General features: G+C 62.2%; 13 protein-coding genes. 2 read left to right on the top strand and 11 right to left on the bottom strand.

The window, feature by feature from the left end; genetic code table 11:
* The 8 genes from NKH30_RS26935 to rpsL all read right to left on the bottom strand — a co-directional run bounded on the left by NKH30_RS26935 (nt 1) and on the right by rpsL (nt 6,399).
* Nucleotides 1-294, bottom strand: coding sequence for a 50S ribosomal protein L23 (locus NKH30_RS26935; protein WP_023675139.1), 294 nt, complete (start codon nt 292-294; stop codon nt 1-3).
* Nucleotides 291-911, bottom strand: coding sequence for a 50S ribosomal protein L4 (gene rplD, locus NKH30_RS26930; RefSeq protein WP_023675140.1), 621 nt, complete (start codon nt 909-911; stop codon nt 291-293). Before rplD ends, NKH30_RS26935 begins: the two co-directional genes overlap by 4 nt.
* Nucleotides 911-1,639, bottom strand: a complete 729-nt coding sequence (gene rplC / locus NKH30_RS26925) for a 50S ribosomal protein L3 (RefSeq protein ID WP_352451050.1) — start codon at nt 1,637-1,639, stop codon at nt 911-913. The genes rplD and rplC overlap by 1 nt, the downstream gene beginning before the upstream one ends.
* Nucleotides 1,640-1,735: 96 nt before the next feature.
* Nucleotides 1,736-2,044, bottom strand: a complete 309-nt coding sequence (rpsJ, locus tag NKH30_RS26920) for a 30S ribosomal protein S10 (protein ID WP_006205468.1) — start codon at nt 2,042-2,044, stop codon at nt 1,736-1,738.
* A gap of 63 nt (nt 2,045-2,107) precedes the next feature.
* Nucleotides 2,108-3,283 carry an elongation factor Tu gene (tuf, locus tag NKH30_RS26915; protein WP_352614181.1) on the bottom strand — a complete coding sequence of 392 codons (1,176 nt, stop codon included), beginning with the start codon at nt 3,281-3,283 and terminating at the stop codon, nt 2,108-2,110.
* 67 nt (nt 3,284-3,350) lie between these two features.
* Nucleotides 3,351-5,441, bottom strand: a complete 2,091-nt coding sequence (gene fusA / locus NKH30_RS26910) for an elongation factor G (RefSeq protein ID WP_023680448.1) — start codon at nt 5,439-5,441, stop codon at nt 3,351-3,353.
* Between the two features lie 30 nt (nt 5,442-5,471).
* Nucleotides 5,472-5,942 carry a 30S ribosomal protein S7 gene (rpsG, locus tag NKH30_RS26905; RefSeq protein WP_008875664.1) on the bottom strand — a complete coding sequence of 157 codons (471 nt, stop codon included), beginning with the start codon at nt 5,940-5,942 and terminating at the stop codon, nt 5,472-5,474.
* 85 nt (nt 5,943-6,027) lie between these two features.
* A complete protein-coding gene (rpsL, locus tag NKH30_RS26900; protein ID WP_006333356.1) occupies nt 6,028-6,399 on the bottom strand; it encodes a 30S ribosomal protein S12 in 372 nt (123 codons plus the stop codon).
* 462 nt (nt 6,400-6,861) lie between these two features.
* Here rpsL and NKH30_RS26895 point away from each other — a divergent pair, with 462 nt between their 5' ends.
* Both NKH30_RS26895 and NKH30_RS26890 read left to right on the top strand, forming a co-directional pair.
* Nucleotides 6,862-7,143, top strand: a complete 282-nt coding sequence (locus tag NKH30_RS26895; RefSeq protein ID WP_023680447.1) for a transcriptional regulator — start codon at nt 6,862-6,864, stop codon at nt 7,141-7,143.
* A 123-nt stretch (nt 7,144-7,266) separates the two neighbouring features.
* On the top strand, nt 7,267-8,196 hold the full coding sequence (locus NKH30_RS26890) for a Gfo/Idh/MocA family protein (protein ID WP_352997531.1): 930 nt from the start codon (nt 7,267-7,269) through the stop codon (nt 8,194-8,196).
* A gap of 82 nt (nt 8,197-8,278) precedes the next feature.
* Here NKH30_RS26890 and NKH30_RS26885 read toward each other — a convergent pair whose 3' ends face one another.
* The 3 genes from NKH30_RS26885 to rpoC all read right to left on the bottom strand — a co-directional run bounded on the left by NKH30_RS26885 (nt 8,279) and on the right by rpoC (nt 14,085).
* On the bottom strand, nt 8,279-8,893 hold the full coding sequence (locus NKH30_RS26885; protein ID WP_352997530.1) for a hypothetical protein: 615 nt from the start codon (nt 8,891-8,893) through the stop codon (nt 8,279-8,281).
* A gap of 246 nt (nt 8,894-9,139) precedes the next feature.
* Nucleotides 9,140-9,805, bottom strand: coding sequence for an O-methyltransferase (locus tag NKH30_RS26880; RefSeq protein WP_352997529.1), 666 nt, complete (start codon nt 9,803-9,805; stop codon nt 9,140-9,142).
* 83 nt (nt 9,806-9,888) lie between these two features.
* Complete coding sequence (gene rpoC / locus NKH30_RS26875; RefSeq protein ID WP_023680444.1) at nt 9,889-14,085, bottom strand: DNA-directed RNA polymerase subunit beta'; 4,197 nt, start codon at nt 14,083-14,085, stop codon at nt 9,889-9,891.
* Nucleotides 14,086-14,093: the final 8 nt, after the last annotated feature.

The following is a 14,093-nucleotide window of genomic DNA, read 5'->3' as shown; positions in this document are numbered from 1 at the left end:
TCAGAGACCCGTCGCGACGTCGATCGACTGGCCTTCGGCCAGCGTCACAACCGCCTTCTTGACGTCGCTCTGGCGGCCGATCGTGCCGCGGAAGCGCTTGATCTTGCCCTTGCGGACAAGCGTGTTCACGGCCATCACCTTGACGCCGAACAGCGCTTCGACGGCGGCCTTGATTTCCGGCTTCGACGCCTTCTTGGCGACGTTGAAGACGACCTGGTTCTGCTCGGAAGCCATGGTCGACTTTTCGGTGATCGCCGGCGAGACGATCACGTCGTAATGACGAAGGTCGGTCATTTGAAGCGCTCCTCGAGAGCCTCGACGGCGGCCTTGGAAAGGACCAGCGTGCCGCGGCGCAGAATGTCGTAGACGTTGATGCCCTGGATGGGCAGCACGTCGATGTTCGGGATGTTGGTCGCTGCCAGCTTGAAGTTCTTGTCAAGCTCGGCGCCGCCAATCACCAGGGCGTTGCTCAGGCCCAGCGTCGCGAAATTCGCGATCAGCGCCTTGGTCTTGGCCTCGGTCAGCTTCAGCTCGTCGATGATGATGATCGACGCGCTCTTGGCCTTGGCCGAAAGCGCATGCTTCAGGCCGAGCGCACGCACCTTCTTAGGCAGATCGTGCTCGTGGCTGCGCACGACCGGGCCATGGGCCTTGCCACCGCCGCGGAACTGCGGAGCGCGAGCCGAATGGTGACGGGCGCGGCCCGTACCCTTCTGCTTGTACATCTTGGCGCCGGTGCGGGCGATTTCCGCGCGACCCTTGGCCTTGTGCGTGCCCTGCTGCTTCTTGGCAAGCTGCCAGCGCACGACGCGCTGCAGGATGTCCTCACGCGGATCGAGGCCGAAAATCTCTTCGGAGAGCTTCAGCTTGCCGGCGTCCTTGCCGCCAAGCGTTGTAATCTTGAGGTCCATTATTCCGCTCCCTCTGTGGCCGGGGCCTCGTTCGTGGCGGCACCGTCAGTCGCAAGGGCGCGGATCGCGGCGGGCTTCGGCGCATTGGCCGGAAGCGCCACCTTGGCCGCGTCGCGGACCAGGATCCATGCACCCTTCGAACCCGGGACCGCACCGCGGATCAGGATCAGGCCGCGATCGGCGTCGGTCGAGACGACCTCGACATTCTGCGTGGTGACGCGGGTGTCGCCCATGTGGCCGGCCATATGCTTGCCCTTGAACACCTTGCCCGGATCCTGGCGCTGGCCGGTCGAGCCGTGTGTACGGTGCGACACCGAGTTGCCGTGCGTTGCGCGGCCGCCCCCCATGTGGTGCCGCTTGATGACGCCCTGGAAGCCCTTGCCGATCGTGGTGCCCGTCACATCGACCTTCTGGCCGACGACGAAGTGCTCGACGGTGATCTCGGCGCCAACATCGATCATGTTGTCGGCAGAGACGCGAAACTCGGCAACCTTGGCCTTGGGCTCGACGGAAGCGGTCGCGAAATGGCCGCGCATCGCCTTCGACGTGTTCTTCACCTTGGCAAGGCCAACGCCGAGCTGGACGGCGGTATAGCCGTTCTTCTCCTGCGTGCGCTGCGCCACGACCTGGCAGTTCTCCATCTGGAGAACAGTGACGGGAACATGTTCCCCGGCATCGTTGTAGATGCGGGTCATTCCCACCTTCTTTGCAATCACACCTGAACGCATCGGTTCAATTCCTTTAGAGTTCCCTGTCGGGGCTGTCGCCCCTCCACGCCTCTTGTTCCTTCAGAGTTCCGGGTCGCCCCGCTGACCTCTGGTTCCTTAGAGCTTGATCTCGACGTCGACACCGGCGGCCAGGTCGAGCTTCATCAAAGCATCGACCGTCTGCGGGGTCGGGTCGACGATGTCGAGCAGACGCTTGTGCGTGCGCATCTCGAACTGCTCGCGGCTCTTCTTGTCGACGTGAGGCGACCGGTTGACCGTGAACTTTTCGATCCGCGTCGGCAGCGGAATGGGGCCGCGGACGTTGGCGCCGGTGCGCTTGGCGGTCGACACGATTTCCCGTGTCGAGGCGTCGAGCACCCGGTGATCAAACGCCTTCAGGCGGATGCGGATATTCTGTCCGTTCATGCGTCACTTCCTTGTTCTGGCGCGGCGCGGGCAGCGCCCGCGACAGATCGGTTTAAGTCCAAATTACTCTGTGATGGTGACGACGATGCCGGCACCGACGGTGCGGCCGCCTTCACGGATGGCGAAGCGCAGCTTCTCTTCCATGGCGATCGGCACGATCAGCTCGACATCGACGGTGATGTTGTCGCCCGGCATCACCATCTCGGTGCCTTCCGGCAGCGACACGATGCCGGTCACGTCCGTCGTGCGGAAATAGAACTGCGGACGGTAGTTGGTGAAGAACGGCGTGTGGCGGCCGCCCTCGTCCTTGGTCAGGATGTAGGCTTCGGCAACGAACTTCTTGTGCGGCTTGACGGTGCCGGGCTTGGCCAGGACCTGACCGCGCTCGACGCCTTCACGGTCGACACCGCGCAGCAGCGCGCCGATGTTGTCGCCGGCCTGGCCCTGGTCGAGCAGCTTGCGGAACATCTCGACGCCCGTGCAGGTCGTCTTGGTGGTCGGACGGATGCCGACGATCTCCAGCTCCTCGCCGACCTTGACGACGCCGCGCTCGACGCGGCCGGTCACCACCGTGCCACGGCCCGAGATCGAGAACACGTCCTCGATCGGCATCAGGAACGGCTTGTCGAGCGGACGAACCGGCGTCGGGATGTAGGCATCGACCGCAGCCATCAGTTCGCGGATGGCGTCCTCGCCGATCTTCTTGTCGCTATCTTCAAGGGCGGCAAGCGCCGAACCCTTGACGATCGGAATGTCGTCGCCGGGGAACTCGTTCTTGGTCAAAAGCTCGCGCACCTCGAGCTCGACCAGCTCGAGCAGCTCGGCGTCGTCGACCTGGTCGACCTTGTTCAAGAACACCACGATCGAGGGCACGCCGACCTGGCGGGCCAAAAGGATGTGCTCGCGCGTCTGCGGCATCGGGCCGTCGGCGGCCGACACCACCAGGATCGCGCCGTCCATCTGCGCAGCACCGGTGATCATGTTCTTGACATAGTCGGCGTGGCCGGGGCAGTCGACATGGGCATAGTGGCGGTTGGCGGTCTCGTATTCGACGTGCGCCGTCGAAATGGTGATGCCGCGCGCCTTCTCTTCGGGCGCCGCGTCGATCTGGTCGTAGCGCTTGTATTCGCCAAAATACTTGGTGATCGCCGCCGTCAGCGACGTCTTGCCATGGTCGACGTGACCAATCGTGCCGATGTTCACATGAGGCTTAGTGCGCTCGAATTTACCTTTTGCCATGTGATCTCTCCATTCCTGCCAGCCCGTGCGGGCCTTGAATTAAGTTACTGATGCAACTCGTTTCGAGTTACGCGTATTTCTTCTGGACTTCCTGGGCGACCGCGGTCGGGACCGGCTCGTAGTGGTCGAACTGCATCGTGTAGGCCGCGCGGCCCTGGCTCATCGAGCGAAGGTTGTCCACGTATTTGAACATGTTGGCGAGCGGCACCATCGCGTTGATGACCACAGCTACGCCACGGGCTTCCTGGCCCTGGATCTGGCCGCGACGGCCGTTCAGGTCGCCGATTACGCTGCCGACATAATCTTCCGGCGTCACCACTTCGACCTTCATGATCGGCTCGAGCAACTGCACGCCAAGCTTGGGGGCTGCTTCACGGAAGCAGGCGCGGCCGGCGATTTCGAAGGCCAGAACCGACGAGTCCACGTCGTGGTAGGCGCCATCGATCAGCGTCGCCTTGACGCCGATCATCGGGAAGCCGGCGAACGGGCCCGAGGTCATGACGCTGTTGATGCCCTTTTCGACACCGGGGATGTATTCCTTCGGCACAGCGCCGCCGACGATCTTGGTTTCGAACTCGAATTCGCTGCTTTCCGGATTCGGCTCGAACAGGATCTTGACGCGGGCGAACTGGCCGGTACCGCCGGTCTGCTTCTTGTGCGTGTAGTCCTGCTCGTGCTTGCGGGTGATCGTCTCGCGGTAGGCCACCTGCGGCGCGCCGACATTGGCCTCGACCTTGAACTCGCGGCGCATGCGGTCGACGATGATGTCGAGGTGAAGCTCGCCCATGCCGGAAATGATCGTCTGGCCCGATTCCTCGTCAGTCTTGACGCGGAAGGACGGATCCTCGGCGGCCAGGCGGTGAAGGGCGAGACCCATCTTCTCCTGGTCGTTCTTGGTCTTCGGCTCGATGGCGATCTGGATGACCGGATCGGGGAATTCCATGCGCTCGAGGATGACCGGATGCAGCGGATCACTGAGCGTGTCGCCGGTGGTGGTGTCCTTGAGGCCAGCGAGGGCGACGATGTCGCCGGCAAACGCCTCTTCGACGTCGGCGCGCGAATTCGCATGCATCTGCAGCATGCGGCCGATGCGCTCTTTCTTGCCCTTCACGGTGTTGTCGACCGAGATGCCCTTGGTGAGCTTGCCCGAATAGATGCGGGCAAAGGTGAGCGAACCGACGAACGGGTCGTTCATGATCTTGAAGGCAAGCATCGACAGCGGCTCGTTGTCGTCGGCATGACGCTCGATCTCGGCGTCGGTCTTGGCGTCGACGCCCTTGATGGCCGGGACATCGGCCGGCGACGGCAGATATTCGACGACGGCGTCGAGCAGCGGCTGCACGCCCTTGTTCTTGAAGGCCGAGCCGCAGAACATCGGATAGAACTTCACCGCGATCGTGCCCTTGCGGATGAGCGCACGGATCTCGTCGTTGCTCGGCATCTTGCCTTCGAGGTAATTCTCGAGCGCCGTCTCGTCCATTTCGACGGCGGCCTCGATCATCTTCTCGCGGTATTCTTCGGCACGAGCCTTGAGGTCGGCAGGGATCTCGACGATGTCCCAGGCAGCGCCCAGCGTCTCGTCGCGCCAGACCAGCGCGTTCATCTCGACGAGGTCGACGACACCCTTGAACTCGGTCTCGGCGCCGATCGGCAGCTGCATGACGACGGCATGCGCACCGAGGCGCGATCCGATCATCTCGACCGAGCGGTAGAAGTCGGCGCCGATCTTGTCCATCTTGTTGCAGAAGATCATGCGCGGCACGCGATACTTGTCGGCCTGGCGCCAGACGGTCTCCGTCTGCGGCTCGACACCGGCATTGGCATCGAGCAGCGCAATGGCGCCGTCGAGCACGCGCAGCGAACGCTCGACTTCAATGGTGAAGTCGACGTGGCCGGGGGTGTCGATGATGTTGAAGCGGTGCATCTTGCCGTCGCGACCCTTCCAGAAGGTCGTGGTCGCGGCCGACGTGATGGTGATGCCGCGCTCCTGCTCCTGCTCCATCCAATCCATGGTGGCAGCGCCGTCGTGGACTTCGCCGATCTTGTGCGACTTGCCCGTGTAATAGAGGACGCGCTCGGTGGTCGTCGTCTTGCCGGCGTCGATGTGCGCCATGATACCGAAATTGCGGTAGTCTTCGATTTTATATTCGCGGGCCATGGGAGGTGCCTCTTCAGTCTCGTTCGCGCTTTACCAGCGGTAGTGCGCGAAAGCGCGGTTGGCTTCTGCCATCTTGTGGGTGTCTTCACGCTTCTTGACGGCGGTGCCGCGGTTGTTGGCCGCGTCCATCAGCTCGCCGGAGAGGCGGTCGACCATAGTGGTCTCGTTGCGGTTGCGGGCGGCGGCGATCAACCAGCGGATGGCCAATGCCTGACGGCGCTCGGGGCGCACGTCGACTGGAACCTGGTAGGTGGCGCCGCCGACGCGGCGCGAACGCACTTCCACATGCGGCGCGACATTGTCGAGCGCCTGATGGAAGACGGTGACCGGCTCCTGCTTGGTCTTGGACTGAACCTGGTCGAGCGCGCCGTAGACGATGGTCTCGGCAACCGACTTCTTGCCGTCATACATGACGGCGTTCATGAACTTGGTGACGATCAGATCGCCGAACTTGGGGTCCGGATTGATCTCACGCTTTTCTGCACTGTGACGACGGGACATTTTTTCTCTGCCTCAATTCTACGCGGTGGCCTGGATCCCGGATCGTCGCTTGACGCCGCCCGGAACGACCTCGGCTACGCTTCGGTCACTTCGGACGCTTGGCGCCGTATTTCGAACGGCGCTGCTTGCGGTTCTTCACGCCTTGCGTGTCGAGCACGCCGCGGATGATGTGGTAACGGACGCCCGGAAGATCCTTGACGCGACCGCCGCGGATCATCACCACCGAGTGCTCCTGAAGGTTGTGGCCTTCGCCGGGGATGTAACCGATCACTTCAAAACCATTGGTCAGGCGGATCTTGGCCACCTTGCGCAGCGCCGAGTTCGGCTTCTTCGGCGTCGTGGTGTAGACGCGCGTGCAGACGCCCCGCTTCTGCGGGTTCTGCTGCATGGCCGGGACCTTGTTGCGCTTCACCGGCGCAATGCGCGGCTTGCGGATCAGCTGGTTGACGGTAGGCATTAAACCCTCTTGTCTCTCAATTCCGTATCTCGCCCGGTCAGGGCCGCTCAAAGCGTCACTTCCATACGCAAATTCGGGCCACAAACCGCGCCTCGCGGTCTTGCCCGAACAAATGGCAGAGGAAGCGGAAGCCGCTTCGTGCACGCCGGAAATGTCTTTTCGCTCGTAAAACGAACCCTGTTTGAGGCAAACTCCAAAGCGTGTCGCTTCGGAAGCAAGAGCCTCACATCGGTTCTGACTGGGCGGCTTCTACTCGTATGGCCACTGTCCGTCAACCCCGGGGCGGCAAATATTGCGCTGAACCCGAGGCTTGGCAGCCATGCGAAAAGCGCATGTAATTTTCTTGCGCCGTTTTTCAAGAGGAAGGCAGAAAGTGACCGGCTTGCCGCTGTTTCCAGGCCGTGCTTCGTGCGAAAAGGCGGCATGAACAGCCCAAAACCCCTCGCCCGGAGGTACGAACCCGTGAATGACAATGAGGAGCGCCCGGTCACCATTATTACCGGGCGGGTGTGGAAGCGCAAAGGCGGCAAGCCGGAAGGCGTGCATGTGATGTTGGTCGCGCCGGACGACGATTCGGCAGTGCGCCGCGCTCTCGAATCGCTTGCCGCCGAAGGTTATGCCGAGGCAGAGCTCGATCAGATCGGCGACATGGACGGCGTGCCGGACGAGGAGCCGCATCTGTCCGCCTATCAGGGCGCGCTCGAAGGCGAAGTGTCGATCGTGACGTTCGATGTGCCGATCTGAAGAGATCTGAATCGCGGTCGATCTCACGGGCCGGCGACAAAGCCCGGCGACTTGCCCGGCACAAGTTCTCTGCTAAGAAGCGACCTCTGGCAAAACCAAGCACACTCAACCTGCGGAGCTCCCATGTCCTCTAATCCCATCAAGCTCGGCATCGTCGGCGTGGGGAAGATCGTCCGTGACCAGCATCTGCCGGCGCTGGCGAAGGACCAAGATTATCGCCTGGTTGCTGCAGCCAGCCGCCATGGCAAAGTCGAGGACATCCCGAACTTCCCGACGATCGAGGCGATGCTCGACGCGGTGCCGGAGCTCGAGGCGGTGTCGCTGTGCATGCCGCCGCAGTTTCGTTACGACGCCGCGCGCTTGGCGCTCACGGCGAAAAAGCATGTCTTCCTGGAAAAGCCGCCCGGCGCCACGGTCAGCGAAGTCGAAGACCTGAAGGCGCTGGCGGCAGCGAACGGCGTCTGCCTGTTCGCCAGCTGGCACTCGCGCTATGCGCCGGCTGTCGAAGCTGCGCGCGCATTCCTTGGATCGACAACGATCAGGTCGGCCGCCATCAATTGGAAAGAAGACGTGCGCCGCTGGCATCCGAATCAGGAATGGATCTGGGCTCCCGGCGGCTTTGGCGTGTTCGATCCCGGCATCAACGCGCTGTCGATCGCTACCCACATCCTGCCGCCGATGTTCATCAGGTCGGCAGAACTCGATTTCCCCGAGAACCGCGCGGCCCCGATCGCCGCCCATATCGCTTTCCGCACTTCGAACGGTCTGCCGGTAACGATGGAACTCGACTGGCGTCAGACCGGCCCGCAAAGCTGGGACATCCTGGCCGATACCGAGGCCGGATCGATGGTGCTTTCTGGCGGCGGCTCAAAGCTTACCATCGATGGCCGCGTCGTTCACGAGGAGCCGGAAGCCGAATACCCGATGCTCTACAAGCGCTTTGCCGAGATCGTGCGCGCCGGCACCTCCGACGTCGATCTCGCGCCCCTGCAGCACGTCGCCGACGCCTTCATGCTCGGCAAGCGCAATGTGGTGGAGGCGTTTTTCGACTGAGAATACTCGGCTCTGCCTTCGTAGCGATGGCCGTCGACGTTTGTCGGCGGTTCAAGATGGCGAGGGCGGCGTGACAAGCAACCTATTCGTCAGCGATTTCAAGGGTCGTGACTTTAGCAGTTTCTCGCCGATGTCGTTGCCCGACAATGCGGTACGAAATAATGAATTCCATCCTCGATGCAATGAGGTTCAAGTCGTCGGAAAACTTTCCGTCAATCGAAAACAGCAGCTTCAAGCGACGCTGCGACGGGGCGGTGGCATGATCGAGCCATCCGTAAACACGGAATGCGCCTTGTTCTCCCCATGCACGCTGTTGCTGCCAAGACGGTACCGAAGGGTTGTCTGCGTCCGATATGTCATAGACAGCAACGCGGCCGTCGTGCGTTGCTGTGACTGCATCGACCATAATCAAGCTGCGGCTCCAGTTGGTAACCGTCAACGTTGCGCGGCGAGCATGGCGGTCTCTCGTTATGACAAATTCGGGTTCTGCGTCACCAACAGTGAAGGCTGTTTGTTTCTGCGCCTCACGGGCTTGAGCGGCAAGATATGGCAGCGCAACGGCCGCGCCGACAAATGCAGCCCAGCCACTCAGAGCCCCAAACCATTCTCTCAAACAGGCCCCTCCGATTTCGTCAGGTCGACAATAGCCAAGGCTAGTGAAGCCATTCACCCAAACGAACACCGAGAGCGCGCCCATGAACCCGAACGCTATCCCCAGTGCCAAATTGCCGTCTTTGTCTCCCCTCATAGACGGACGCATATCACGCAATCCCGCGAAATAGCGAGGGCTGCAAGGACATGCAGGTTTCCCTGATTCATGGCGCCATCGTTCATGGCGCCACCGATCAAGACGGCCAACGCCGTCATGCTCGGCAGGCGCAATGTGGTGGAGGCGTTAGTGGGCGTCGGCCGCACCGCTGGTCCGGCCGCTCACCGCCTAAGTTCAATTGACGATCGCTATTGCAAAGCCGTCATAGCCCTTGGCGCCAACAGTCTGGATCGCGGTGCCTTCCAGACGTTTGTCGCTGCCGATGAACGAGAACGCCGCGCGTGCCCCTTCGACATTGGCATCGCGACCATCTTCATTCACCACCGCGCCGTCACGGATGACATTGTCGCAGACGATGACGGTCCCCGGCCTCGAAAGACGCATGGCCCAGGACAGATAGCGCGGGTTGTTCGGCTTGTCGGCGTCGATGAAGATAAAGTCGAACGGCCCGGCATTCTCGGCGCCTAAGGCCGCAAGCGATTGAAGCGCCGGTCCGACCCGCAGTTCCACACGGTCAGACACCCCTGCCCGTTCAAAGTTCGACCGCGCGACACTGGCGTGGTGCGGATCAAGCTCGAGCGTCACGACCTTGCCGTCCATCGGCAATGCTCGCGCCATCCAGATTGTTGAGTAGCCGCCCAATGTGCCGATTTCGAGTACCTTCTTTGCTCCCTGCATTCGCGCAAGAAGTGACAGCAGCTTGCCTTGTGCCGGGGAAACGTCGATAGGCGGCAGGCCCTGATCATGGTTGGCCGCCAGAACGGCATCAAGAGCGGGATCCGCCTCGAAAAGAGCTTCGACAATGTAGTCGTCGACAGAAGCCCAGATCTTCCTGCTCATCGTTCTCCTCCGATCCGATTGAGGAACCAAAATGCGAAAAGGGGCCACTTAGGCCCCTTTTCTATCTTCTCTTTCTTGCGCGCTTACTGCGCGGCGTTAACCATGTCGGTCAGCATCGGCTCGGCGACCTCGACGCCGGACGCCTTGCGGCGCTCGTCGATGATCAACTCGTCGCGCGAGGTGGCGATGCGCCGGATCTGGCTCATCGTACCGCCGGTACCGGCCGGGATCAGCCGGCCGACGATGACGTTTTCCTTCAGCCCCTGCAGCATGTCGGTCTTGCCCGCAACCGCAGCTTCGGTCAGCACCCTCGTCGTCTCCTGGAAGGAGGCGGCGGAGATGAAGGACGGCGTCTGCAGCGAGGCCTTGGTGATGCCGAGCAGCACCGGCTGGCCTTCGGCCGGCTTCTTGCCTTCCTCGACCAGGCGCTCATTGACCTCTTCCAGCTCGATCACATCGACGTGGTCGCCCGGAATGTAGGTCGAATCGCCCTGCGTGGTGATCTCGACCTTCTGCAGCATCTGGCGAACGATCACCTCGATGTGCTTGTCGTTGATCGACACGCCCTGCAGTCGGTAGACCTCCTGGATTTCGTTGACGAGGTAGGAGGCAAGCGCCTCCACGCCCTTGATCGCCAGGATGTCATGCGGCGCCGGATTGCCGTCGAGGATGTAGTCGCCCTTCTCGATGACGTCGCCGTCCTGGAGATGGAACGGCTTGCCCTTCGGGATCAGGTATTCGACCGGCTCAAGCGTCGAGTCATGCGGCTCGATGATGATGCGGCGCTTGTTCTTGTAGTCGCGGCCGAAGCGGATCGTGCCATCGATCTCGGCGATGATGGCGTGATCCTTCGGACGGCGTGCCTCGAACAGTTCGGCCACACGCGGCAGACCGCCGGTGATGTCCTTGGTCTTGGCGCTTTCCATCGGGATACGCGCCAGCACGTCGCCGGGGCGAACCTGTGCACCCGGCTCGACCGAAAGAATGGCCTCGACCGAGAGCAGGAAGCGGGCGTCGCCACCCTTCGACAGCTTGCCGACCTTGCCCTTGGCGTCCTGGACGACGATCGCCGGCTTGAGGTCGTTGCCGCGTGGCGTCGAACGCCAGTCGATGACCTCGCGCTTGGTGATGCCGGTCGATTCGTCGGCGGTTTCCTGAACGGAAATGCCATCGACCAGATCCTCGAATGCCACCCTGCCCTCGATTTCGGTGAGGATCGGGCGGGTATAAGGATCCCACTCGGCGATACGCTGGCCGCGCTTCACCTTGTCGCCATCGTCGACGAAGATGCGCGAACCGTAGGTGACGCGGTGCGTGGCGCGTTCCTTGCCGGCTTCGTCGAGGATCAGCACCGCCATGTTGCGGCCCATGACCATCAGCTGGCCGTCGGAGTTGCGCACCACGTTGCGGTTGCGGATCTCGACCTTGCCCTCATAGGAGGCTTCAAGGAACGAGGAATCCACCACCTGCGCCGTGCCGCCCATGTGGAAGGTACGCATGGTGAGCTGGGTGCCCGGCTCGCCGATCGACTGCGCCGCGATGACGCCGACAGCCTCGCCCTGGTTGACGGGCGTGCCGCGGGCCAGATCGCGGCCGTAGCAGACCGCGCAGACGCCGACCCTGACCTCGCAGGTCAGCGCCGAACGGATGCGAACCGACTGCACGCCGGCCTTTTCGATCAGTTCCACGTCACGCTCGTCCATCAGCGTTCCGGCCTTGACCAGAACCTCGCCGGTGACCGGATGGGTGATGTCGTCGAGCGAGGTGCGGCCGAGAACGCGCTGGCCAACCGAAGCGACGACCTGACCAGCATCGACGATCGGCTGCATGGTGAGGCCCTTGTCGGTGCCGCAGTCGAGAGAGTTGACGATGCAGTCCTGCGCCACGTCGACGAGACGACGCGTCAGGTAACCCGAGTTCGCCGTCTTCAAGGCGGTGTCGGCCAGACCCTTGCGGGCGCCGTGGGTCGAGTTGAAGTACTCGAGCACGGTGAGGCCTTCCTTGAAGTTCGAGATGATCGGCGTCTCGATGATTTCACCGCTAGGCTTGGCCATCAGGCCGCGCATGCCGGCGAGCTGGCGCATCTGGGTGGGCGAGCCGCGCGCACCGGAGTGCGACATCATGTAGATCGAGTTCATCGGCTTCTGACGGCCGTTGTCCTCGAACTCGACCGCCTTGATGCGGGCCATCATTTCGTCGGCGACCTTTTCCGAGCACTTGGCCCAGGCGTCGACGACCTTGTTGTACTTCTCGCCCTGGGTGATCAGACCGTCATTGTACTGCTGCTCGTACTCCTTGGCCAAAGCCTCGGTGTCGGAGACCAGCTTGATCTTGGCGTCCGGGATCAGCATGTCGTCCTTGCCGAACGAAATGCCGGCACGGCAGGCGTGGCTGAAGCCGAGAGCCATGATGCGATCGCAGAAAATGACCGTCTCCTTCTGACCGCAATGGCGGTAGACGGTGTCGATCATCTTGGAGATGTTCTTCTTGGTCATCTCCTGGTTGGCGGTCTCGTAGGGCACGTTGTGGTTCTTCGGCAGCAGCTCGCCGATGATCATGCGGCCAGGCGTGGTGTCGTAGATCTTCGACACGACCTTGCCGTCGGCGTCGACCGTGCGGAAGCGCCCCTTGATCTTGGCATGCAGCGTCACCGCCTTGGTCTCGAGCGCGTGCTGGAGTTCGCCCATGTCGGCAAACACCATGCCCTCGCCCGGCTCGTTCTGATTGACGATCGAAAGGTAGTAGAGACCGAGAACCATGTCCTGCGACGGCACGATGATCGGCGCGCCCGAAGCCGGGTGCAGGATGTTGTTGGTCGACATCATCAGCACGCGGGCTTCAAGCTGCGCTTCCAGCGACAGCGGCACGTGGACCGCCATCTGGTCGCCGTCGAAATCGGCGTTGAAGGCCGTGCAGACCAGCGGGTGAAGCTGGATCGCCTTGCCTTCGATCAGGATCGGCTCGAACGCCTGGATACCAAGGCGGTGCAGCGTCGGTGCGCGGTTCAGCAGCACCGGATGCTCGCGGATGACCTCGTCGAGGATATCCCAGACCTCCGGACGCTCCTTCTCGACCAGCTTCTTCGCCTGCTTGACGGTCGAGGAGTAACCCTTGGCGTCGAGACGGGCGTAGATGAAGGGCTTGAACAGCTCGAGCGCCATCTTCTTCGGCAGGCCGCACTGGTGCAGCTTGAGCTCCGGACCGGTGACGATGACCGAGCGGCCGGAATAGTCGACGCGCTTGCCGAGCAGGTTCTGGCGGAACCGCCCCTGCTTGCCCTTCAGCATGTCGGACAGCGACTTCAGCGGACGCTTGTTGGCGCCGGTGATGACGCGGCCGCGGCGGCCGTTGTCGAACAGCGCATCGACGGCTTCCTGCAGCATGCGCTTTTCATTGCGCACGATGATGCCGGGCGCGCGCAGCTCGATCAGCCGCTTCAAGCGGTTGTTGCGGTTGATGACGCGGCGATAGAGGTCGTTCAGATCCGACGTGGCGAAACGGCCGCCGTCCAGCGGGACAAGCGGGCGCAGATCCGGCGGGATCACCGGAACCACCTTCATGATCATCCATTCCGGACGGTTGCCGGACTCCATGAAGTTCTCGACGACCTTGAGCCGCTTCAGGTACTTCTTCTGCTTGAGCTCGGAGGTGGTCGAAGCCAGCTCAGAACGCAGATCGCCGGCGATCTTCTCGAGGTCCATGCCGGCCAGAAGGTCGTGGATCGCCTCGGCGCCGATCATGGCGGTGAACGAATCCTCGCCATACTCATCGACGGCCATCATGTACTCTTCCTCGCTGAGCAGCTGGTGCTCCTTCAGCGCGGTGAGGCCGGGTTCGGTAACGATGTAGTTCTCGAAGTAGAGGACCCGCTCGATGTCCTTCAGGGTCATGTCGAGCAGCGTGCCGATGCGCGACGGCAGCGACTTCAGGAACCAGATGTGGGCGACCGGTGCCGCCAGCTCGATATGGCCCATGCGCTCGCGGCGGACGCGCGACAGCGTGACTTCGACGCCGCACTTCTCGCAGATGACGCCCTTGTATTTCATGCGCTTGTACTTGCCGCACAGGCACTCATAGTCCTTGATCGGGCCAAAAATGCGCGCGCAGAACAGGCCGTCACGCTCCGGCTTGAAGGTGCGGTAGTTGATGGTCTCCGGCTTCTTGATCTCGCCGAACGACCAGGACAGAATCTTCTCAGGGCTGGCAAGCGAGATCCGGATGGAATCGAACACCTGCGCGGGCGCCTGGGGATTGAAGAGATTCATGACCTCTTGGTTCATGCCGTTCT

The organism is Mesorhizobium sp. M1273, assembly GCF_040318195.1.
Taxonomy (GTDB): Bacteria; Pseudomonadota; Alphaproteobacteria; order Rhizobiales; family Rhizobiaceae; genus Mesorhizobium.
This window is presented reverse-complemented; position numbering and strand designations above follow the sequence as displayed.

Excerpts from the sequence above, each read along its gene's own strand:
- rpsG (WP_008875664.1), bottom strand. The coding sequence starts at position 5,942 with ATGTCCCGTCGTCACAGTGCAGAAAAGCGTGAGATCAATCCGGACCCC.
- rplD (WP_023675140.1), bottom strand. The coding sequence starts at position 911 with ATGGACCTCAAGATTACAACGCTTGGCGGCAAGGACGCCGGCAAGCTG.
- NKH30_RS26935 (WP_023675139.1), bottom strand. The coding sequence starts at position 294 with ATGACCGACCTTCGTCATTACGACGTGATCGTCTCGCCGGCGATCACC.
- NKH30_RS26885 (WP_352997530.1), bottom strand. The coding sequence starts at position 8,893 with ATGGGCGCGCTCTCGGTGTTCGTTTGGGTGAATGGCTTCACTAGCCTT.
- fusA (WP_023680448.1), bottom strand. The coding sequence starts at position 5,441 with ATGGCCCGCGAATATAAAATCGAAGACTACCGCAATTTCGGTATCATG.
- NKH30_RS26880 (WP_352997529.1), bottom strand. The coding sequence starts at position 9,805 with ATGAGCAGGAAGATCTGGGCTTCTGTCGACGACTACATTGTCGAAGCT.
- rpsL (WP_006333356.1), bottom strand. The coding sequence starts at position 6,399 with ATGCCTACCGTCAACCAGCTGATCCGCAAGCCGCGCATTGCGCCGGTG.
- tuf (WP_352614181.1), bottom strand. The coding sequence starts at position 3,283 with ATGGCAAAAGGTAAATTCGAGCGCACTAAGCCTCATGTGAACATCGGC.
- rpsJ (WP_006205468.1), bottom strand. The coding sequence starts at position 2,044 with ATGAACGGACAGAATATCCGCATCCGCCTGAAGGCGTTTGATCACCGG.
- NKH30_RS26890 (WP_352997531.1), top strand. The coding sequence starts at position 7,267 with ATGTCCTCTAATCCCATCAAGCTCGGCATCGTCGGCGTGGGGAAGATC.
- rplC (WP_352451050.1), bottom strand. The coding sequence starts at position 1,639 with ATGCGTTCAGGTGTGATTGCAAAGAAGGTGGGAATGACCCGCATCTAC.
- rpoC (WP_023680444.1), bottom strand. The coding sequence starts at position 14,085 with ATGAACCAAGAGGTCATGAATCTCTTCAATCCCCAGGCGCCCGCGCAG.